The sequence below is a fragment of the Lactobacillus sp. JM1 genome (genome assembly GCF_009834385.1).
GTDB lineage: Bacteria > Bacillota > Bacilli > Lactobacillales > Lactobacillaceae > Lactobacillus > Lactobacillus paragasseri.
The window spans coordinates 1,481,514-1,503,401 of the sequence record NZ_CP044412.1 but is presented as its reverse complement, the minus strand read 5'-3'; the positions used below and the strand labels follow the sequence as shown (position 1 = coordinate 1,503,401).

Sequence of the window (21,888 nt, the reverse complement as noted above, 5' to 3'; positions counted from 1 at the left end):
CTGCTTAGGTGCTGTCGGTTTTGTGGTGTTTTGCCTATGAGTAGCAACTTAAAGTATCAAAAAGGCAAGTGGTATCACGTACAAGAAGACGGTTCACTTAAGCCAGTAGACTATGACAAAGAAGTTGAAGAGTATTACAAGAAATGGAGAGATAACTATGGCAATTGAGTTGAAGATTGGGACTAGAGGAACAAGAGAAGAGTTTGAGGACACGTACACTAGAAGTTTTTTAGAAGATAACGGTTTATTGAAGTTTGATCCAAGAAAGTTCGCAGTCAATTGCGTTTGGGGAGTTCATACTAAATACGGCTATATGTGTTCTTTCAGTTTCGATGACATTTTGACATACATGGGCGATGGCACTTGGGATCTAAGAGTAGCTAAAGAAACTGAATTAACTGATGAAGAGAAAAAAGTATTATCAGAGCCTGACAAGGAGTTCTAGCAATGCAACTATACGGGCATGAAGTAAATCCTTATACGTACAAGGATTTTAAGACAGAACAACTTAAGAATTTTAGATAAATGCTTAAATCAAATATCAAGAATTTTGAAAATGTGATAGAGCCAACAATCGAAGAAATGATTGACGAAGATAAAGCTGAGGAGCTGCTACCTTTGATTGAGCATGAAATCAAAGTGAGGTCGAATGATGGACGAAACTAGGAACGATTTAGAAGTAGGCAATGAAACAGCAGTCATGATGTACTTGAACATCTTAAAGTATGCTAAGCATCATTGTCCCGAAGATGAAGATCCTTATGAGATCACGGATCGAATATTTACTGATATGTTCGCAGCGAATAAAGCAAGTAATTAAACAACTAGAAGACGAGAGGGAGTGTAAGTGTGTATCAGATTGACTTAGGATTACAGCCAAATTTAAGAGCTACAGCTAAAAGGGTGGATAAGTTCCTGACTATTAATTTTCAGAGCTATCTTAATTTAGCTGGCTTACATCGTAATCAGCTTACAAGCCCTCAATTATCTTTTGCACCTGGATCGACAAACAAAAATGGCGTTGAAAAGAACTTTATTGACGAAGCACAAGACGATATTGATATTGCTGATCCTGCTAGGAAGGTCTGTGCAGCTATCTATAAGACAATGGATAATTGCACCGATACAGCATTAAAGCCTTACAGGCGTATCTTGATTGGAACGTACATTGACCAGTTACGCATTGTTGATGTAGCAGCTACAGTTAATCTGTCGACTAGGTCAATTGACACTAAGAAGATTAATGCTCAATGTGAGTTCGCCGACCGTTGGCTGTACTGGAAGAAGTATTTTGATATTGAGGACTTACCAGATTTAAGAGTTTTTACTGAAAGAATTAAGACTGTTTGGTAAGCTTCGGAAAAATTGGTCGTGCGTAAAGTATGCGTAAACCTTGCGTTCTGCTTGCGTGCATTCCATGATAAATTGTTATTGTCGAAAGATTAGACGTGGTGGTTACGATCTTTCGACTTAACCTTGACAGTACTACGTGCGGTACGTTTGAAAGAAAATCTCCCTTTCAAAATTAACACAGTTCTTAATTTGTTTCAGTAAGTAACAGATTAAAGTAACCGTTCTTGGTAGACGTTAGCAGTTGTTCGATCCGACTGGCGGTTATAGCCTGACTAATCTCAGGCTAAACAAATTCCTCTAAATGACTTTTATTTTTGGTTTTTGGCTTACAATTCTTTTATTTTTTACTTTTTCTTATTAATTTTTATTTGACTTAGGCACTCAGGTTCGAATCCCGATTGCTTGATAACCTAGGCGGTAGTTCATTGTTGGTTATTGTATATAATAGTTTGCCTAGGAGATCCTATGCCATGACCCTCAACGGTTTCGAGGAGAGCGTGGGAAGAGCTGGGTAGTTGTTGGCTGGACCGCAGCAGCAACTGCCGTGGGTAGAGTGGCACAATTTGGAATTTAGAAAGAAAAGAGGAATTTTCTTTCACTTTATGTAGCGGGGTTCAATTCCTCGCCTGCCCATTGCCTGTCGGAAAGCAGGCGTAAAAATAATATTATTCAGATCACGAATATATTTTGTTTGTCTGATTTTAATTTACAGAATTGCATCTGGTTTAGCTCTGTACCTAACAGAGCATTATAGGATATAGCCAGCCATTGGCGAGCTGGGGTAGTGGCAATTCTACCGAGATATAGCTAAGTATGCCAGCAACGATTATCTCTTATTGGTTCAATTCCGATGTATCCTCTAGATTGGCGTTTTGTTCTTACGGTTTTTCCCAGGTTTGTTCGTTTTGTGACAAAAGCTAATCTAAACATTTCTTTTCTATATAGGTTTGGTTAGCAGTAAGTCGGTCGATGATACGTAACTCTGCATTAAATCTAATACTGAGATGCCGTGGCAATCGTAAAAGCGAGGCTTAAGTATAGCAGCTTTCCTAGTTTGGGTAACTTAGCTCAGTTGGTAGAGCGTTGGTGTGAAGTACCAAGTTAGTGGTGGTTCGATTCCACCAGTTGCCATTGCTGGAACGTCCAGTTTAAGTTTATATTCATCTCACAAAATCAGCTTTATTTTCGTAAGAGCTGATTTTTTTATAATTGTTTCACAAATTTATTGAGAACTATTGATGGATTATGCACACATATGATTAAAAAAGTATAAAAAATGTATAATTATTTATACTTTTAGTGTAGAATAACTGTGAAACATTAAGGAGATACTTTTAACGGAGGAAGCATTATGTATGACGTTTTTAAAATAGTCAATTGGCTACGAGTTAGAAATAATGCAGATTTACGGACAGATTTAAACGCAGAAGAACTTACGCAAATGAAAGCAATGAAGTTACTGTATTATATTCAAGCAGCCAGTTTAGTTGTTACCAATAAGAGAATGTTTGATAATGATATTGTTGCCTGGAAATATGGTCCAGTAGTAGAAGAAGTTCATCATAAATATGCTGGTTGCAGAGGAATCGTCGGTCAAATTAGTAAGCAAGATGTTGAAGACTATAAAGAACTTGAAAATGATGATGAGGCTGCAGCGATTTTAAACAGTATTTACGATACTTACGGTCATAGTTCTGCATATGATTTAATGCGCCAAACTCATAGTGAGAGACCATGGCAGGAAACAACACGCAATCAGGTCATCAGTGACAAAAAGATAAAGGACTTCTATAAAAATGTCTTCCAAGTTGCAAATAACTAGTACATATGAAAGACGAAATATTGATAAGGCAATTATTAATAAACCCCCAGTTGAAAGATTTGCTTTCAACCTTTCTTTTTTAACACCAGATAAAAGATATAATCTTGAAGGAAAACAAGTTGAAAAGAAGCATAGGCTTAAATTGCTTAATAAAATTTATAGTTTGTCTCAAAGGGATATCGTTGAGTTAGTCAGCCATGATGATAAACGTAATGGCTTAGAACAGATTCCTGAATCAGAAATGAGAGATTTAAGAATAGATCCCGTATTTAAGCGAACTCGATATAACTCTTGTGAAGAAAATTATTGGGTCTTTAGACTTAGTAATCAAGGGAGAGTAATTGGTAAAAAATATAAAAATATATTTTATATTATGAGCATTGACACTAAGTTTAAGCAGTATAATCATGGATCATAATATTTAAGTCAGCATAAGCTGGCTTTTTATTTTTGCATAAAACTAAGGTGGTGGTGTTACTTGCAATGGCTAGAGCGATGTATAAAGAGTGGCTAGATAAAGACAAGCTTGTACTTCTTCAAGGTTGGAAGCGTGACGGTCTGACTGATGCTGAAATAGCTCATAACATAGGTATTAGTATTAATACCTTAAACAAGTGGAAACGTGAGCATGTACAGATTGGGCAGGCATTAAAAAGAGGACGAGATGAAATAAATATCATTGTTGAGAACGCATTGCTGAAAAAAGCCTTATCAGGTAACACTACAGCGATGATTTTCTTTCTGAAAAATAATTGGCGTGACAAGTACAATGACAGCCAGTTGTCTAAGGAAGAGCGTGAATTGGTTTTAGCTAACATTAGAAAAGCTAATGCTGATGCACGAATTAAAGAAGCTAAGGCAATTGTGGCTGAACGGCTTGGAACTGAGGACAACGAGCAATTAGATCAGGTATTAAACAAACTAATTGAGGAGGCAGGGAAAGTTGGCACTGATAAATCTATTAACGAAGAAACAGATTAAGGTGTTGCAGTCCTACCTTAACGATGATTGGAAGTACTTAATCTTAAATGGTGCTGTTCGTGCTGGTAAGACAGTGATAGATAACTATCTTTTCTTACTAGAGTTGAAACGAATTAAAAAGCTTGCTGAGATTGAGAAAGAGCCACACCCTCAATATATTCTTGCGGGGTATAGTTCAAATTCAATCTATACAAACGTTATCTCATCAATTGAAAATCAATTCGGAATAGTGATGAAGACCGATAGACATGGTCATTATCATCTTTTCGGTATTGATATAGTGCCAGCTTATACAGGGTCGGTTCGAGGAATTGGTGCTATTCGTGGTATGACTTCTTACGGAGCATATATCAACGAAGCATCATTAGCCACGCATGAAGTATTTCAGGAAATCGTACAGCGTTGTTCTGTTAGATCAGCAAGAATTATCTGTGACACAAACCCTGATATTCCCACGCATTGGCTTAAGACAGATTACATTGATAATCATGATCCAAAAGCACGTATAAAGTCATTTACGTTTACAATAGATGACAATACATTTCTTTCTAAAGATTATGTTGAGGCAATTAAGGCTGCTACTCCAAGAGGAATGTTTTATGACCGTGGTATTTTAGGTCAGTGGGTTACAGGTGACGGAATTGTTTACCAAGACTTTAATAAGGACACTATGGTGGTTGATGAAGTACCTGATGACTTAGAGTATTATTGCGGTGTTGACTGGGGCTTTGCTAAGGGACATGAGAATGTAATCACAGTCATGGGCGATGATCTCGACACTGATATCTCTTATCTAATCGGTGTTTATAAATCGACTGGCAAATATATTGATTACTGGGTAGATATAGCTCAACAAATACAGGACAAGCGTGGTTATGGGATTAATTTTTGGTGTGATTCAGCACGTCCGGAATATGTATCTTATTTCCAGCAACAAGATATTCAAGCTAGAAATGCTGATAAATCGGTTATGGATGGGATTGAATATTGCTCATCTCGAATTAAATTAGGCAAGTTTAAGGTTTTGCGCAGTTGTGCAGATCCTTTTTTAGACGACTTATATCAATATGTTTGGGATCCAGTTAAAGGTGTGCCTAAGAAAGAGCATGATAACGTAATGGATTCATTCAGATATGGTTTATATAACCAGCACAAACAACTTGACAATGAATTTATTCCAAATATTTATATTTAAAGGTGGTGATTAGTTGAAAAAAGTTAGAGGTAGAGGATTAGTTACAAGAAATGGTACTTTCTTATTTCCAAGGGATGCAGAGCTGACTAATGATGAGTTGAAAGGATTCATTAACTGGAATACAGATCATTTACAGCCTAAATATCGTGAGAATATGAGACTTTATTTGAGTAAACACGATATTTTAGACGATGATCCCAAAGAATTTGGACCTGATAACCGATTAGTGGCTAATTTAGCTAAGTATATTGTTGATACCTATAATGGATATTCATTAGGTGTAGCACCTAAGATCACACTAGAAAAAGGTAGTAACAATGATAGTTTGCAAGATTGGCTGAATCACGTTTCATTCTTTGATAAACTCAATGAGTTAGGGAAACAAACAAGCATTTATGGACGCTCAATTGGATATGTTTATCAGAATGAGAATGCTGAAACAGAGTTTAATTATGTTAGTCCGTCCAAAGCATTTATTATCTATGACAATACAGTTAACAGAGAACCATTAGCCTTTGTGATGTATGAGTATTACGACACTGAGAGCGATTGGCAAGCTAGAGGTAAAATTTACTATGCTAATAAGGTTTATGATTTTGATGATATGAAGATATCAGATGATGATACAGTTAATCCTTATAAGATGGTTCCAGCGATTGAGTTCTATGAAAATGAAGAACGTCAAGGTGTTCTTGATCCAGTTAAGACATTGTTAAATGCTTATGATAAGGTACTTAGCCAAAAGGCTAATCAGAATGAATATTTTGATAATGCATATTTAGCACTATTTAATGTTCATTTGAAGACTAATAAGAAGACAGGAAAGCCTATCCTTGATCTAGTAAATAATAGATTTTTGTATCTACCTAATACGACACCAGGAACGGAACCGAAACTTGAATTCGTTTCAAAGCCTGATAACGATGGTATGCAAGAAAATTATTTAAAACGATTGGAAGATTTGATTTATCAAGTGTCAATGGTTCCTAACCTTAACGATCAAGCATTTGCAGGTAATCAAAGTGGTGTAGCTCTTCAATACAAGCTACTATCTTTACAAAATAAAACAGCAAACCAAGTTAGAAAATTCAAAAAATCACTCAGACAATTGTTTCGGGTGATTTTTTCTGTTGGTCAAGTAGTCAATAAACCTGATTTATGGAATCAGTTGTCAATTGAGTTCTATCCAAACCTACCAACTGATGTGGCTGGTGCTATTTCAAAAGCTAAGAACGTTGAAGGATTAGTATCTCAACGCACAGCATTAAAATTGCTACCGTTCGTTAGTGATCCTGATGAAGAAATTAAGCAAATGAACCAGGAAAAACAAGATTCTATTAAGAATGCTCAACAAGCAGCTGGATCACTACCTGATTATTTGAATTCTGGTGACGATGATGACAAGTCTCAAGAAAAGTAAGGCTTACTGGGATGCAAGAGCCAAGGCTGAAAAGGTTTGGCAAGATTCAGCTAAAAAAGATATGGAAAAGTACAACCAACATATAGTTGAGATGTATAACCATGCTATTGTCGATCTTAACCAACAAATTAAAGCAGATTTAGCATTAGCAAATGGCAAGCTTGTTACTTCTGAGGGGATGAAAGAGTATGAAGCATTAGCAAAAAGGGCAGTTAATAAGGCTAAGGCAATCAGGGCTAGCGGTAAACACGTTACTCGTAAAGACTTCTCAAAGGATGTCAATGATCGTCTTAAGATATATAACGCAACTATGCGTATTAATCGTAATGAGATCATTAAATCAAAGATTGGAGCTAGACTTGTTGAACTTGGCGTTGATCAAGAAGAAAGTCTAACTAACAAACTTTGGAATGATTACATCAAAGAAAAAGAGCGACAAGCAGGTATTTTAGGAATTACTACTAAATCTAATTTGTGGACTTCAAAGGAAGTTCAAGAACAGATTGCTAAGCAAGTAGCAGGTGCAAGCTTTTCAAAACGTATATGGTCTGATATGGACGGATTAAAAGGACAATTAGATGGTTTAATATCTAGTGCAGTTATCCGTGGTGAATCACCACAACAGATGGCAAAATGGCTAACTGGAATGGTGTCTTCTACTGTAAGTAATCAAGAATATGCTGCTGAAAGATTGGCTAGAACTGAGATGGCAAGAGTGCAATTTGAAGCTCAAAAAAAGTCCATTATAGATACTGGATATAAGTATGTTAAATGGATTGCTGAGGGTTCAGCATGCAAAGTATGCCGTGAAATAGCTTATAAAGATAACGGCTATGACGAAGATGGAGTTTATAAAGCCAAAGATGTACCAGATATTCCAGTGCATCCTAATTGTATGTGTTCTATTTCTGCTCACTGGGTTGATGAAAGTATTACAAAGAGTGACACAAAGTCTTGATATGACTTAAAGTCAGTAGCTATCGCCATTAAAGGTTTAAGTGATTTGATTAATTCAAACAATGAAAAAGAAAAAATATAAGTTTGGAACACCATGGCCAGATTGGGCATGGAGATTAGTTTCAAAAAATAAGATTATACTAAGTAATGAAGAAAATGGGCAAAAAGTGTTTTTTATTTATGGAAAAAACAATATTGAAATTGCTCATTATGGAGATTATTTAATCCAAATTAATAATGAATTGAAAGTAAAGAACAGTTAAATTGACTGTTCTTTTTTGTTTGTCTCCCAAGACGTTAAATGCGAGGTTATAGGCTCCCAAGCCTTAAAATGCGAGGAGGTTAAACATGGAAGACGAAAGCAAGACTCAATCTGAAGAAGTAAAAGATGAAGTTCAACCCAAGGCTAAGGAAGAACCAACAGTTACTAAGCAGATTGAAAAAATGAGAAAGCGTATTGATCAAGAGGTTGGTCAACGAAAGGCTTCTGAAGATTTAAATGCTAAGTTACAAGATCAAGTGAAAACTTTGACAGAAAAGCTTAAATCACAAGATAAATCTAAGGAAGATAAAGTTGAGAATCCAGAATTAGATGAAACTAAGAAAGAAAATGAAAATCTTAAAGCTCAACTAACCCGTAGAGATCAAATGGATACAGTAGCACAGCAATTCAACAAGGCTGGTGTAATTGTGCCTAAGGAAGTGTTAAAGCTTGTCGTGCCCTCTGGAATTGATGAGAAACAAGTATCAGTTAACATGAAAGCTCTTAGTTCTTTTTATGATGATATCGTAAAGCAGACTAAGCAAGAATTTCTAAAAGGCGATACTCCTAAGATTACTGGAAGTGATACCAAGCCTTTTGATCGTGCGAAAGTAAGGAAAATCTCTGATCCGGTTAAACGAGTTCAGATGATTCAAGAGCATATTAAAGATTACAGATAGGAGAAATTAAATGACTGTAGATGAAAATGTAGTTACTAGTGATAAATTAGTAGCACACTCAATTGATTTTGTAGAACAATTTTCTGATAATGTAAAGACCTTACTTGGTGCGATGGGACATGTTCGAATGCATCCAATGGCATCAGGGACACAAATTCAAACTTATAAAAAGGAAATCAAAGAAGCTACTAGTCGAACGGTAGATGAAGGAGAAGTAATTCCGTTAACGCAAGTTAAACGAACAAAGGATAAAGTTTATACTTTAAGCCTTACTGACAAGTTACGAAAAGTAACTACTTTTGAAGCAATTCAACAAGATGGATTTGATCAAGCAGTAACATTTACTGACCAGCGTCTTTTATCCATTGCACAAAAGAATGCTAAAAAGGACTTCTTTTCAGCATTAACTAGCAAAGGAACTACAGCTACTTCTGGCAATGCTTTGCAAGGAGCAATTTCTAATGGCTTAGGCAAGTTAGCTGGTTTATTTGAAGACGTTGATAATGTTGGAACTACTATCGTTTATGCTAACCCAAGTGATGTATATGGCTACTTGGGTAAGGCACAAATTACTACTCAAACTGCCTTTGGTTTGAAATATCTACAAAACTTTTTAAATGCTGATGTAGTATTTTTAAGCACTTCCATTCCAGAAGGTAAAGTTGTGCTAACTGTAGATAACAACATCAATTTCTATTATGTAGATATGCACGGACAAGCAGGTAATGCTTTTAATATGACAGTAGATGAAACTGGCTTAATTGGTGTAACTCATAGTAGACTTGATGACTCATTAAGTTATCAAACCGTTGCAGCAGGAGGCTGGTTAATTTTGCCAGAAAGAACCGATGGTATTGTAACTTCATCTATTACAGTTCCTGGACCATCTCAAGCCGGTGGCGCTAGCGTAGGGCACTAAAGGAAGTGGTCTAGGTGTCTGATAAATTAGCTAAAGTCAAGATTGCACTTCAGCTTAAAACTGATGAGTATGATGATTTACTTGAAATTTATCTTGAAGATGCAACTGATGCTTTAAAGTTACTCTTATCAATTAATGAAGATCTTCCACAATCGTTAGAACATATTGTGCGTGCAGTTGCTGTAAAGAAGTTTAATCGGCTTAAAAACGAAGGTATGGCGTCTTATAGTCAAGACGGAGAAAGCATAACTTTCAATTCCAACGATTTTGACGACTTTAAAGATGAGATTGAGCATTATCGTCAAGATAATAATGTTCTTAATCAAGGGATGTGGGTGAATCCATATGAGGTATGACACGATTGTTAGCTTGTTTAAGAATTCTGATGGCAAATATAATCCACGTACTCATAAGCATAATGCTGAACCCATTCTTATTGATTCATTATTTGCTAACGTGACTGATTTGGGACTTAAGAACCAAGTTCAATTACTAGGTGGAATTAAGCAAGGATCTAAAACGATTAGATTCAAAGAAAAAGTAGCTAATGATTGGGATTACTTAACGATTGATGAAGATGATCGAAAGTATCGGTTCATTAGCTCATTGAATGTTCAAAAAGGTTATGCAGTGATTGTAGGTGAAGACGTTGGCTGAGATAAAAATTGAAGGATTAAGTGCGTTAGTTTCTGGTATTGATGCCAAAAAGTATTCTGGTAAGCAGATTCGTAATGTAGTCATGAAAAACGGGGCAGATCTTCAAGAAGACGCCCAAAAGCGTATGACTAAATCGGTTGCTTATGTAAAAGGTTACTCAAAAGGAACAACTAGACGTAGCACGACACTAACCATTAGTGATGATGGAATGAAAGCTACAGTTGCACCCGGAACGTCTTATTTTCCATATGTTGAATACGGAACTAGATACATGGAAGCAGAGCCTACGCTTAACCCTGCATTTCAGAAAATTAAGCAACAGTTTTATAAAGATGTAATGAATTTGGTTAGAAAATGATAGATGTACAAGAAGAGCTTTTTGATAGGCTTTATTTTTTTGCACAAAATGAGTTAGGTTTTGATACTTACGACTCATTGCCAAGAGACGGGACTAAGTACCCGTTTGTTGAGATAGCAGAAACGAATTTAGTTTCTGATGATTTGAAAAATGCATATTCTGGCACAATTACTCAAACAGTTAACGTTTGGGGCGACCAAGATATGCGCTTTCTAGTTACTCAGATGATGAACAAGTTGTGTGTGAATCGTGTTAGTAGCGAACATTACACGTTTAACTTGAAAAATATTCAAAAAAGAATATTACCCGATTCAAGCGTTCCAAATACTCGGTTATTTCACGGTGTTTTGACACTTGAATTTGTTTATACGAAAGGAAAAATTTAAATGGCAGAAGTTCAAGCATTAGCTGGTAAACGAATGGTGTCATATTTTCGCTTACTAAAGAATGCAACTAAAGAAAAAGCGGAAATTGTTCCACTTGAGGGAGATTCAAGTATTTCTTTCAAGCGTAATTCTAAATCAACAACTACTAAGTCTGGAAATATTTCAACTAGTGCAGGGTTAACAACTGAAATTGACCAAACATTCTATGAAGGTATCAACAAAGTTTCAGACGAATTCTATGATGCAGTACTTAATGATGAGGTTGTCGAGTATTGGCTAATTAATTTAGATAGAGTTAACAATAAAGGACAATTCTGGGCTATTTATGCAAGAGCTAAGGTTACCGAAGATAAGCCTAGCTTTAAAGCTGACTCAGCAGCTGAACGTTCCCCAAAGATGGAAGTTATTGGTACTCCACGAAGAGGATACTTAACTCTTAGTGATTACGATCAAGACATGCTTGCTTATGCATTCCGTGGTATTGGTCAAATTACTGGTACAGCTAAGGAAGATGGTACTGATGGCGGTGGTTTAGCTTATGAGAATAATGCTGATCCAAGTAATGACACTGTACCGACTGAAAAAAATAGCTCTAGTGAATCACATACTACTCAAGGAGGTCACGATTAATGCAAATTAAAATTAATGGTAAAACCTATGACTTAAACTTTGGCATTCGTTGGGTTCTTTTAATGAACCAAAATCACAATATCAGCGGAAATGGTTTATCCCAAGGAATGGGCATTAATCAAGCTGTAGCATCACTATCTCAATATGATCCAATTGGTTTATCTGAAATTCTTTTAAACGCTACATGGATCAACAAGGAGCGCCCAACGTCTACTGATATTGACCATTATTTAGAAACTGACGCAGATATTAAAAAACTCTGTGACAGTATCTTGAAAGAAATCGAAACTGCTAATGCTACTAAGGCACAGGTAAAAAACGTTCTAAAGACTATGAAAAAGGCACAAGAACAAGCTATGAACAAGAATTTAGAGAAATTAGGTTAAATTCTCTAGCTTACTTAGGTTTTCATAGTCTAAAGGACATAGATGCAATGACCATTGCTGAATATGAACTTCGAATGGAGGCATATAACCTAAAACAAGTTGAAAAGCAGTATGATACAGCTACTTCTGCATGGATGAATCGGAATGCGCAGGCATTCGATAAAGATGGTAATGCCGTTTTTACAGATTTTAATGATTTCTTTGATAAACAAGAAGCAATTGATCAAGTAAGGAGTACGTTTGAGCCTGATTATAAGCCATTAAATAGTAAATCTAAGCAAGATCATATGAGCAAGCAAGACATTATGATTAAGCGGATTAAAGAGTACCAAAAATTGCACCCAAGGAAGGAGACAACTAATGAATAATGAATCATTTAGCATAGTTGCCGTTCTTTCAGCAATTGACCAAGGATTTACTTCTGGTTTAGATGCAGCAGCAGCTAAAGCAAAATCTTTCAGTGAAGGTTCAAAAATCTCAATGGAAGATATTGGTACTGGTATGACTGTAGCAGGTGCAGCAGTTGCTGCAATGGGTGTCAAGTCACTTGATTCTTTTGGTAAATTTGAAGCCAGTTTGAATCAAGCAGCAGTTGTTGCAGGTGGTACAGCTAAAGATATTGGTCAACTTGATGATTTAGCCAATAAAATGGGTGCTGACTTACCATTATCTGCACAAGATTGTGCTGATGCCATGATTGAGATGGCTCGTAATGGTGCATCTATTGGAGACATTAAGAAACAATTCCCGGCGATTGCTCAAGCTGCTACTGCTGCCGGTGCTGATATCAAAGCTACTGCAGGGGTTGTTCAAGAAGCAATGAACATTTGGGGTAAATCTTTGGATTCCCCTCAACAAGCAGCAGCTATATTAGTTCAAACTGCTAATGCGTCAAACGCTAGCGTTGAAGACATGCAACAGGCGCTTGCTACTATTGGTGGTTCAGCTGGTCAAGCTGGCATGAGTTTGCAAGTAACATCAGAAGCAATTGGTCTGTTAACTAATAAAGGATTTAGTGCAGCACAAGCTTCTATGGATTTGAACCATGCTATTTTGCAAATGATGGCTCCTTCTAAAGTTGCAAAAGATGCGATGACTAGTTTGGGTATCAGCTTTACTGATGCGCAAGGAAATATGAAGAAATTCCCTACAATTTTGCGTGAGTTAAATTAGGCTTTAAACGGCTTAAATCCTGATGAAAAAGCTCAAAAATTAAAGGCGATGTTTGGTACTGCTGGTATGCAAGCTATTGTTCCATTACTTGACACAGTGAAGAATAAAACAAATGACGCTAAAGTATCTTGGGACGCTTACGCAAGAGAACAAGAAAAGGCAGCTGGTTCTACTAAAAAGGCTAATGCTTCTTTGAAAGAGCAAGCTAATGAAATGCAGAAAAACATTGGTTCAAGTATTGAACAATTAGGTGGTAACTGGGAATCGCTTCGTAATAAATCTATGAAGTCTGCTCAAGATATTAATGGTGCGTCAATTAGAAATGCTAATGCTATGCTTCAATGGGCTACTGACTCGAATTCAGCAACTGCTCAATTTATTCGTGGGTTTATTGGTTTAAGTCCAGCTATTGGTACTGCAACAACTTCTGTAGGTCTATTTTTAAGAAATGCTAAAACTATTGCAGGAACTATCTCTGGTGGAGTTACTGGAATTAGTAATTTCATAAAAGTAGGTACTGGTATTGTTCAAGTGGCGTCAGGAGCTAAAACTGCTGAGGCAGCGTTTGGTACTCTAGCACAGAGTTCTCATTTAGCGGCAATTGCGCAATGGGCTTTCAACTCAGCAATTTTAGCTAATCCAATAACATGGATAGTAGTGGGAATAGTTGCTGTTGTTGCAGCGTTAGCTATATTTTTCACTAAAACAAAAACTGGGCAACAAATGTGGTCTAATTTTGTCAGTTGGTTAAAACAAGCGTGGCAATCACTAGTTCAGGTAGCGCAAACAGTGTGGAATGCTATAGTTCAAGCGTTTAATACTGCTGTGAATGCAGTAAGAGGTGCTTGGAATGGAATTGCAGGTTTCTTTAGTAATTTATGGCAAGGAATTGTACAAGTTACTAAATCCATTTGGTCAGGTTTAACTCAGTTCTTTTCTGAAATTGCAACTACAGTCCAAAATGTTTGGAATGGGATAGTTTCAGTTGCTAAGAGTATTTGGCAAGGACTAGTTTCTTTCTTTAGTCCATTAATTAATGCTATAGCTTCAATATGGCGAAGCTTAGTTACAGTAGTCAAGAATGTTTGGCAGAGTATAGTAGACGGCGTTAAACCAATTATCTCTGCGCTTGAAAATTATTTTAGTGCATTAGCTGATTTCTATAGAACTTTGTGGACTGGAATTGTTACCGTTGCTAAGGCAATATGGCAAGGTCTTGTTGTGGCATTTAATTCAATTGTTTCAACAATCAAAGCAATTTGGAATCCAATAAAGACGTTCTTTAGTGGATTGTGGGCTGGAATTATTACTGTAGCAAGGATAACTTGGCAAGGATTAACTGTACTTTTCACAGCGATGGTTACTGTGATAAAGGCGATTTGGAATCCGATTAAGATATTTTTCAATCTTTTGTGGCAAGGAATTGTGCTAGTTGCAAAAGTAACTTGGCAAGGTTTAGTTGTCATCTTTAAGACGATAGTTGCAGTTATCAAAGCTATCTGGACCCCAATCAAAGCTTTCTTTAACTTATTATGGCAAGGAATTTTGCTTGTAACTAGAACCGTCTGGAATGTAATTAGAAACTACATTTCAGCTGTGTTTAAGAATATTCAAACTGTAATCAGAGCTGGAATGAATATCATCAAGACCATATTCACAGCTGGTTGGAATATTCTTACTACAATTGTAAGTACGGTTTGGAAAATTATTACTACAGTAATTTCAACCGCTATTAATGCGGTGGCTGGTATTATTAGAGCGATTACTGCTGTAATTCGTGGTGACTGGTCTGGTGCATGGAATGCGATTAAAGGAGTTGCTCAGACTGTATGGAATGGTATTAAGTCAGTTGTTCAAATTGGGATTAATGCTGTTCAATCTATTGTTAGAACAGTAATGAACGCCGTTAAGGGAGTATTCAGTTCAATTTGGAACGCAATTAAAGGAATTTTTAATAATAATGTTCAGTTCATTAAATCGGTAATGCACATTGATTTAGGCGCTCAAGGTCGGGCAATCATGAACTCACTTCTCAAAGGTCTAAAAGATGTTTGGGAGAATGTTAAGAGCTTTGTAAGTGGTATTGGTAACTGGATTAAGGAACACAAGGGTCCATTATCTTACGATGAACAGTTATTGATTCCAGCTGGTTTAGCTATCATGTCTGGATTGAATGGCGGTTTAACTAATGGATTTAGCGATGTTCAAGATAATGTTTCTGGAATGGCGGGAGTGATTTCAAGTCAAGTTACTGGAATCATGGATAAAGCACAGAATGCTTTAAATGATAATCAGTTAACTATTCCTGCAATTAATTCTCAACAGTATTCTGAATCAATCGATCGACTTAATGGTATGGTTCAAGGCGGTAACTACAACCAAAACGTAACCATGCAAGAAAGCGGATTGCAGAAGACTAACACTGAATTACTTCGTAAAATTGCTAATAAGGACAATACGATGATCCTTGATGATGGTACATTAGTAGCTAAAACAGCCCCTCAATATGATGAAACTATCGGAGGTAAAATTAACTTGAAAGACAGGTGGTCCAAATAGAAGATTTATTTTCTCAATTTAATCGTCAATATCAAGAAAGATACGATTTTCATGATCTAGATAAGAATTCAGATGTCGATCTGTATATGTCACCTGATGAAGGTTTTACCTTTGCTAACTTCAACTCTGCTGACAAAGGCTGGTGGCTCACTAAAAGGGATGCACCAACGCCAACAGAGAAAGAGATAACCTATTCTGTTCCTTACTCACAAGGGGAGGAAGACTTTTCTAACTTAGATAATCAGAGATTTTTTGAAGCCCGTGAGATCACTTACGAGCTTCTTTTAGTTGATGAAGATTATTCATATAGGAAAGCCAAAGAAAAGGAAATCAAGCGTCTAATCATGCAAGCAGCAGGATATAGAGAGCTTGATGATACTTTTAATTCTGGGTTCTGTTTTTCTGCTAAATCTGAAAGCGTTGAGTGTTCTGATGATGAGAGTAACGGTACTTTGACAGCAACAGTGAAATTTAAGGCATATCCTTATGCAATTGCTAGAAGTTATGAAGGTAGTGATATCTGGGACGAGATCAATTTTGATAATTGGGAATGCCAGCAAACCACCTTTGAAGTGAATACCAGTTCAGTTAAGGCTGACCTTGATAATTACGGCTCTAAGCCGGTCGAGTTGGGTTTTGCAGTTACTGGCAAAGTTAAAGTAACAGGTTCTAATATCAATCTTGATTTAGATCAAGCTGGCGCAACTAAGGTAACTGTAATGCTACCAGTTGGAGTAACTAGCCTGACCGTTTCAGGTAATGGCACAGTTCACTTTCAGTTTAAGCGAGAGGAGATGATTTAGTGGGCTATAGGATTGTGGCATACGATAAGCCAACTGATAAGAACGGCTTTATCGTATACGACCAAAATCTAGCAACAAGGAATTTAGTATCTGGTAGCTTAAATTTAAAGCTGACAGATATTGATGACCTTGATCTTACTGTTAATCAGCTAAATCCTCTCTATGATCGAGTTGAACCACTTATTACTCACATTGACGTTTATGAAGATAATGAACTTATCTTTCGTGGTCGAGCGATTAAGCCGACTAAAGAAATGGCTTCTAATGGTGGTTTCACTCGTGAGTATATTTTTGAAGCAATTGACGCTTACTTATTAGACAGCATACAGCGCTTTGATAATGATTCTGGATCAAGTGCTAAACAATACTTGCAAAAGTTAATTAAGGTGCATAATGACCAATTAAATGATAAGTATAAGCATTTTCAATTAGGTAAGTGCGATTATTCTGATAAAGATGGTATTGTTCAACGTCAGATTGATTATCCAACTACTAAAGAAGCAATCACAGCCCAACTGATTAACAAGAGTGGCGGTTATATCAGAGTTCGATATGACCACGATAAACAGATTAATTACATTGATTACACCAAAACAATAGGAGTATCCCACAAGGCGGACACTCCTATTTCTGTTGGTAAAAATATGTTATCGGTTAAACAGACTATTGATCCTACTGGGATAATCACTAGATTAATTCCACTAGGTAAGGTTCAGCCAGCACCTAAGACTACATTAGGTAATGACGACACTGTCAACGAAGATGGAGTTGCTACTGGTGTAACTCACGCAGTTAATGGCGACTGGACGCAGGCAATTAAGAATGCTGCTAAAGTTATGGGCGTCAATATTACCGATGAATATGTTCAGAAAATTAAGAACATGATTCGTGGAGAAAGTAATGGTTCTGAAACAGTAGTAAACGGCTGGGATGCTAATGCACAAGCAGGACACCCAAGCGCTGGCTTACTTCAATTTGTAGAGAGTACTTTTCAAAATTATATGGTAAAGCCATTTACTACATGGAAATCTGGGTTCGATCAACTCTGCGCATTATTCAATATGAATGATTGGAAAGCAGAAGTTGATAAATGGCAGATTTATCATTCTTGGTCGCCTAATGGTAAGCGCCGATTAACAGAAGTAAGCAGTACAACTACTCATAAGGGTTCACTTAACTCTTGGGGGTGGCCTTTTCCATCAGTTGGAGAAGGTCATTTTATGTCTGCTCAATTGTTTGGCGTTCACCCTGGCAATGGTCGAACTAATAACTTTCATGACGGGCTAGATTTTGGCTCAATTGATCACCCTGGTAGCGAAGTTCATGCAATCCATGGTGGAACAGTAACCAGAATTAGCAATGACGGCTACATTGGCTGGTATGTTGTGACTCATTCAAGAGATGGATACGACATTGTTTATCAAGAAGCTTTTTCCAGTCGTGGGAATATCAGGGTTACTCAAGGACAAACGATTAAGACTGGCGATGTAATTGGTATTCGTGATACTAGTCACGTTCATATTGGGGTTACTAAGAAATCTTGGTATGAAGGCTATACCAAAGGTCATTCATTCGATCCTAACTGGGCTTGGTTAGATCCTTTAAAGTTGATCAAAGAGGGTGGTCAAAAAGGTGACAGTGATAGCCATTCAACAACGTACGAAGATGAAAGCCCACAGCCTAGATTTAATATTTCTAGCGTGAATGGCGGTAAGGATTATATTCAAGATGCCGACTTAATACGACAGTTTGGAGTAATTGAAGGAACGCAAATTTTTGATGACCTGCAAGATCCAGCTCAAATTAAACAAATGGGTGAAAAATGGCTTGCTAATGAAAAGCAGCATGTCACTAAGAACTCGTTTGAGGTTTCAGCGCTTGAATTGCCTGAATTTGATCGTTTTAATGTTGGAGATTCGTATCAGTTCATTAATCCGCAAGTATCTAAGACAGCTCAATTACTTCAAGTTGTCGAGAAAGATATTAATTTTGCACACGAAAGAAACAGCAGCTTAAAGATTGCTGATGTTGCTAAGAGTTTGACAGATTACCAGATTGAAGATGGTAAAAAGATTAACGCTCGTTTTCAATCAATTCAAAAAACTCTAGCCCAACAATCTTTGACCATTGCTAATCTTTCATCTGGTGCTATGAGTGCTGAAAGTAGCAATAATCAGACTAATCAAAAGGTTCAACATGTTTCAGAACAGAGTGATTTTAATGTTCAAAAAATTAAAGATGAGTTAGATAAACACTTAACAGATTATGCCAAAATCAAGAAGTTTTTAGATGATGAACTGCCAGTTAAGTATGCGACAGCCGAACAGTTGAAAGCCTTAGGAGAAAGGCTAGATAAATTAGAAAAGAAAGGAGAGAGTAATGGCAACTAATTATTTTGATGCCAATCATATAAATGGTAAGAAACTAACGCCAGAAGAGATCGGAGACGCCATACGTCATAAGAAGTTTGGCGTTGATGTCCGTGAAGCTATGGCGCAAGGGCTAGAGTACTGTATGCGACAGGCTCAGAAGTTGGATACATTAGAAACACAGGTTAAAAACCTAGATGAGCGTGTCACTAAGTTAGAAGTTCTACCTGATAAAGTGGCTGATATGAAGCAAGATATCGTTGATATCAATAGAGAGATTACTAAGCTAAAGACTGCCGTCTTTGGCGATGGAGCTACAGCAGTTCATACAATTAGTTCTAGTGAAGACAATCATAGTCAAATGGCTGAGGAGGTGAAACTTGACTAATGAATAATATTCCAACAATTAACAATAACGGGCAACCATATTACTTTCCTGCTGACATTGCTAAAGAAGGCGAAGGCTATGTAAGACTTAGCAACTTTTTTAAAGTTCGAGTAAACGATAACGGCAAGGCTCTTCCTTTCAAGTGGTATGACCAAGGACGTGTAATGAATGTTCACGGGTTCATTCCATTTATTCAAGGTGCAGTAGGTAAGCATTACGAAGATCCAAACACTCAAGAGATTATCATGGCTCCAGATGCCCTTTACCGTGAGTGGCAAGGCTCAATGGAAAATGCACACGATGGCGGTGTAATGGACTACATCTTAGAAGATCAAATGTTTCCTCAAGAGGGTATCTTTAAGGGACATTTTGGCTTAAAAGATGGTAATGGCAACGTCTTAACCAGTGTAAATATCGTGTTCGAAGTGCTAGGTAACGATCTTAGAATTGGTAATACATATAAGTATTACAGTTCACGACTTGATAGCTTAGAACGTGAATATCAAGTCAAAACCGATAAAATGGTTGCTGACGGTAATCAAAAGATTGCTCAACTAATAGTTGAAACCAAGAACAACATTGATACATCTCTTAAAACATCAAGAGAAAATCTTGATGCACTTAATGGAGAGATTAGAGCTAACCGCGCAGAACAAGAGAATATCAGTCAACATTTAGCTGGCACGCAACAACAGATTGCTAATTATGACATTGTAACTAGACCTGAATTCAAAACTGGAATGGATACGATGAACAGTGCAATTAATGAACGTTTGTCTCAGATGAAGACCAACCCGATTGCAGTTGCTAACGCTGGAGAGCTGACTACCAAATATCCTACTGGTGCAGATGGTATCTTCATTACGGTTGATACAGGTCACAAGTGGGTATACTTGTACGGAGCTTGGAAGGACTGCGGTAATTATCAAGCTATTGGCATTGAGAACTCTGAACTAGCACCTCTCAAGGAAGACTTGATAAAACAAGCGGGTCAAATTAACCAAAACATCACTGATATTGGACTTAATTCTCTGGGAATCAAGAAAAACAGCGTTGATATCCAGAACCTAGAAGGCGCTGGTCAGCTAACAGATATTCTTATTACTGACCAATTGGGTAACCATATCACAGATGACTATGGTAATCGCATCGGCGGTTATAAGTGGTTGCCACTAACTGATGTAACCCTTACGCAAGCTGGATTACCAGCCGATGGTCAAGCAGTTGGAGAAGCAATCAAAAACGCAACAACCTTTAAGCCTAAAAAGTATGGCATGCCAGTTCTTTACCTGTGGGGAGATAATATCTTATCTCTAAAGGATAAATCTAAAACCTTGAAGAACGAAGTTACTTATAGTTTTCCAGCATATGGAGTTTCTGGGACTGTAGAAAAGTTTAAAGTACAAGGTTCTTCTAGCGTTGGCAATCCTAAGAAGAATTACACTTTGAACTTAGACAATAATTTTGAAGCGTTTAGAGGATATGGCAAAAATCATAAGTATGTCATTAAAGCAAACTATGGGGATCCATCACAAGCACTTAACGTCGTTGGTGCTAGACTTTGGGGAAGTATCAGAGATACGCACAAGCATGCTGACACGGGAATTCTCAACATAAATGGTGATCAATTAGTAGACAGCAAAGGTAACCGTATAGTTGCTGAAACCGATCCACAACTCTCGATTGGTGGAACTTATGGTGCAGTAGATGGTTTTCCAATTGCTGTTTATATCAACGATCAATATTGGGGACTATATACCTTCAACATTCCTAAAGATGATTGGATGGCTAAAATGCCTAAGAAGTCTGAGAATAAATACGCAATTATTGATACTATTTGGACGCCACAAGGTGCTTTTTTGAAAGAAACTAACTTGGAAGACGACCAGATGGAATTGCAGTTCTGTAGCACTAAAGATACTACATGGGCTAAGGATTCAGTTAATGAGTTAATCAGGGCTGTTATTGCAAGTTATAATTCGGTAGATGACTTCAATAAGGCAGTTAGTCCATTACTAGATATTGACAGTGCAATTGACTACTACATTTTTTCCGTTTTAGTCGATAACGATGATGGTATTTTCAGAAACTACCTACTTCAAACATTCGATGGCAAAAAATGGTACTTTGCAGCATATGACCTAGATTCAATCTTCGGACGTACGCCAGACTTCTTAGAACATATGCCTGCTAAGTCTGATACAGACGACTGGCGAGATCATGGTGTGACTTTTGAGAATATAACCAATGCTAACAGATTAATGTATCAATTGTGGAAATTCTACAAAGATGAGATTTTAAATCGGACAAAGGCTTTAGTTGATGGAGTTATGTCTGATTCAGCAGTAGATACAGCTTTTGTTGATTTTGTTAGACATATTCCACTCAAAGCATTTGATGCAGAACTTGATGTGTGGCCTTACACGCCTAACACGTCAGTTGATAATGTCAATCGTATTGGTAGATGGTATATGCAAAGAGTGGATTGGTTTAAAAAGCGGTATCTAGATAACACAGAAAATACAATTCAACAGCTTCAAGCAAAGGTACAAAACTTAGAACACAAATAAAATTACTTTAAAGGAGAAAA

At 37.0% G+C, this 21,888-nt stretch carries 26 protein-coding genes, 1 tRNA gene and 1 pseudogene; all 28 read left to right on the top strand.

The genetic code is table 11. The features are described 5' to 3' along the window. Positions 1-36: 36 nt before the first annotated feature. The 28 genes and pseudogenes from F3I00_RS10925 to F3I00_RS07605 all read left to right on the top strand — a co-directional run bounded on the left by F3I00_RS10925 (position 37) and on the right by F3I00_RS07605 (position 21,868). Positions 37-168 carry a hypothetical protein gene (locus tag F3I00_RS10925; protein ID WP_255476211.1) on the top strand — a complete coding sequence of 44 codons (132 nt, stop codon included), beginning with the start codon at positions 37-39 and terminating at the stop codon, positions 166-168. Further along, positions 158-445 (top strand): hypothetical protein, encoded by a 288-nt coding sequence (locus F3I00_RS07725; RefSeq protein ID WP_159311059.1) that lies wholly within the window; start codon positions 158-160, stop codon positions 443-445. The genes F3I00_RS10925 and F3I00_RS07725 overlap by 11 nt, the downstream gene beginning before the upstream one ends. Positions 446-447: 2 nt before the next feature. After that, positions 448-666: pseudogene (locus tag F3I00_RS10990) on the top strand (hypothetical protein). After that, positions 650-820, top strand: a complete 171-nt coding sequence (locus F3I00_RS07720; protein WP_011678824.1) for a hypothetical protein — start codon at positions 650-652, stop codon at positions 818-820. Before F3I00_RS10990 ends, F3I00_RS07720 begins: the two are co-directional and overlap by 17 nt. A gap of 29 nt (positions 821-849) precedes the next feature. Then, positions 850-1,353, top strand: coding sequence for a hypothetical protein (locus F3I00_RS07715; RefSeq protein WP_065169671.1), 504 nt, complete (start codon positions 850-852; stop codon positions 1,351-1,353). Positions 1,354-2,410: 1,057 nt separating this feature from the next. Next, positions 2,411-2,484: transfer RNA gene (locus F3I00_RS07710), tRNA-Phe, on the top strand. Between the two features lie 220 nt (positions 2,485-2,704). Beyond that, a complete protein-coding gene (locus F3I00_RS07705) occupies positions 2,705-3,175 on the top strand; it encodes a Panacea domain-containing protein (RefSeq protein ID WP_003649136.1) in 471 nt (156 codons plus the stop codon). Beyond that, positions 3,150-3,593: a hypothetical protein gene (locus F3I00_RS07700; protein WP_003649135.1), complete on the top strand. Its 444-nt coding sequence runs from the start codon at positions 3,150-3,152 to the stop codon at positions 3,591-3,593. Before F3I00_RS07705 ends, F3I00_RS07700 begins: the two co-directional genes overlap by 26 nt. Positions 3,594-3,646: 53 nt before the next feature. After that, complete coding sequence (locus F3I00_RS07695; RefSeq protein WP_159311093.1) at positions 3,647-4,156, top strand: small terminase subunit; 510 nt, start codon at positions 3,647-3,649, stop codon at positions 4,154-4,156. After that, the gene (locus F3I00_RS07690; protein WP_159311058.1) at positions 4,119-5,351 is read left to right on the top strand and encodes a PBSX family phage terminase large subunit; all 1,233 of its coding nucleotides are present in this window, start codon (positions 4,119-4,121) and stop codon (positions 5,349-5,351) included. The genes F3I00_RS07695 and F3I00_RS07690 overlap by 38 nt, the downstream gene beginning before the upstream one ends. 13 nt (positions 5,352-5,364) lie before the next feature. Next, positions 5,365-6,771 carry a phage portal protein gene (locus F3I00_RS07685; protein ID WP_159311057.1) on the top strand — a complete coding sequence of 469 codons (1,407 nt, stop codon included), beginning with the start codon at positions 5,365-5,367 and terminating at the stop codon, positions 6,769-6,771. Continuing rightward, positions 6,746-7,729 carry a hypothetical protein gene (locus tag F3I00_RS07680; protein WP_159311056.1) on the top strand — a complete coding sequence of 328 codons (984 nt, stop codon included), beginning with the start codon at positions 6,746-6,748 and terminating at the stop codon, positions 7,727-7,729. The genes F3I00_RS07685 and F3I00_RS07680 overlap by 26 nt, the downstream gene beginning before the upstream one ends. A 61-nt stretch (positions 7,730-7,790) precedes the next feature. Next, entirely contained in the window at positions 7,791-7,991 is a 201-nt protein-coding gene (locus F3I00_RS07675; RefSeq protein ID WP_159311055.1) for a hypothetical protein, read from the top strand. An 85-nt stretch (positions 7,992-8,076) separates the two neighbouring features. Next, positions 8,077-8,670 carry a DUF4355 domain-containing protein gene (locus F3I00_RS07670; protein ID WP_077959556.1) on the top strand — a complete coding sequence of 198 codons (594 nt, stop codon included), beginning with the start codon at positions 8,077-8,079 and terminating at the stop codon, positions 8,668-8,670. A 10-nt stretch (positions 8,671-8,680) separates the two neighbouring features. Further along, positions 8,681-9,589 carry a hypothetical protein gene (locus F3I00_RS07665; RefSeq protein WP_077959555.1) on the top strand — a complete coding sequence of 303 codons (909 nt, stop codon included), beginning with the start codon at positions 8,681-8,683 and terminating at the stop codon, positions 9,587-9,589. A 14-nt stretch (positions 9,590-9,603) separates the two neighbouring features. Then, positions 9,604-9,945, top strand: a complete 342-nt coding sequence (locus F3I00_RS07660) for a phage head-tail connector protein (RefSeq protein ID WP_003648526.1) — start codon at positions 9,604-9,606, stop codon at positions 9,943-9,945. After that, the gene (locus F3I00_RS07655; protein ID WP_003648527.1) at positions 9,935-10,246 is read left to right on the top strand and encodes a hypothetical protein; all 312 of its coding nucleotides are present in this window, start codon (positions 9,935-9,937) and stop codon (positions 10,244-10,246) included. The genes F3I00_RS07660 and F3I00_RS07655 overlap by 11 nt, the downstream gene beginning before the upstream one ends. Then, on the top strand, positions 10,230-10,604 hold the full coding sequence (locus tag F3I00_RS07650; RefSeq protein ID WP_236547633.1) for an HK97-gp10 family putative phage morphogenesis protein: 375 nt from the start codon (positions 10,230-10,232) through the stop codon (positions 10,602-10,604). The genes F3I00_RS07655 and F3I00_RS07650 overlap by 17 nt, the downstream gene beginning before the upstream one ends. Further along, positions 10,601-10,990 (top strand): hypothetical protein, encoded by a 390-nt coding sequence (locus F3I00_RS07645; protein WP_003648529.1) that lies wholly within the window; start codon positions 10,601-10,603, stop codon positions 10,988-10,990. Before F3I00_RS07650 ends, F3I00_RS07645 begins: the two co-directional genes overlap by 4 nt. Further along, on the top strand, positions 10,991-11,620 hold the full coding sequence (locus tag F3I00_RS07640; protein WP_159311053.1) for a phage major tail protein, TP901-1 family: 630 nt from the start codon (positions 10,991-10,993) through the stop codon (positions 11,618-11,620). Further along, positions 11,620-12,006, top strand: coding sequence for a tail assembly chaperone (locus F3I00_RS07635; RefSeq protein ID WP_077959552.1), 387 nt, complete (start codon positions 11,620-11,622; stop codon positions 12,004-12,006). Before F3I00_RS07640 ends, F3I00_RS07635 begins: the two co-directional genes overlap by 1 nt. 47 nt (positions 12,007-12,053) lie before the next feature. Then, positions 12,054-12,374, top strand: a complete 321-nt coding sequence (locus tag F3I00_RS07630; RefSeq protein WP_159311052.1) for a hypothetical protein — start codon at positions 12,054-12,056, stop codon at positions 12,372-12,374. Then, positions 12,367-13,179 (top strand): phage tail tape measure protein, encoded by an 813-nt coding sequence (locus tag F3I00_RS10805; RefSeq protein ID WP_236547632.1) that lies wholly within the window; start codon positions 12,367-12,369, stop codon positions 13,177-13,179. The genes F3I00_RS07630 and F3I00_RS10805 overlap by 8 nt, the downstream gene beginning before the upstream one ends. 48 nt (positions 13,180-13,227) lie before the next feature. Next, positions 13,228-15,738, top strand: coding sequence for a phage tail tape measure protein (locus tag F3I00_RS07625; RefSeq protein WP_236547631.1), 2,511 nt, complete (start codon positions 13,228-13,230; stop codon positions 15,736-15,738). Further along, entirely contained in the window at positions 15,726-16,541 is an 816-nt protein-coding gene (locus F3I00_RS07620; RefSeq protein ID WP_159311051.1) for a hypothetical protein, read from the top strand. The genes F3I00_RS07625 and F3I00_RS07620 overlap by 13 nt, the downstream gene beginning before the upstream one ends. 14 nt (positions 16,542-16,555) lie before the next feature. Next, on the top strand, positions 16,556-18,931 hold the full coding sequence (locus F3I00_RS07615) for a phage tail protein (RefSeq protein ID WP_236547630.1): 2,376 nt from the start codon (positions 16,556-16,558) through the stop codon (positions 18,929-18,931). Next, complete coding sequence (locus F3I00_RS07610; RefSeq protein WP_159311049.1) at positions 18,921-19,298, top strand: hypothetical protein; 378 nt, start codon at positions 18,921-18,923, stop codon at positions 19,296-19,298. The genes F3I00_RS07615 and F3I00_RS07610 overlap by 11 nt, the downstream gene beginning before the upstream one ends. Then, positions 19,298-21,868, top strand: a complete 2,571-nt coding sequence (locus F3I00_RS07605; protein WP_159311048.1) for a CotH kinase family protein — start codon at positions 19,298-19,300, stop codon at positions 21,866-21,868. The genes F3I00_RS07610 and F3I00_RS07605 overlap by 1 nt, the downstream gene beginning before the upstream one ends. Positions 21,869-21,888 lie beyond the last annotated feature (20 nt).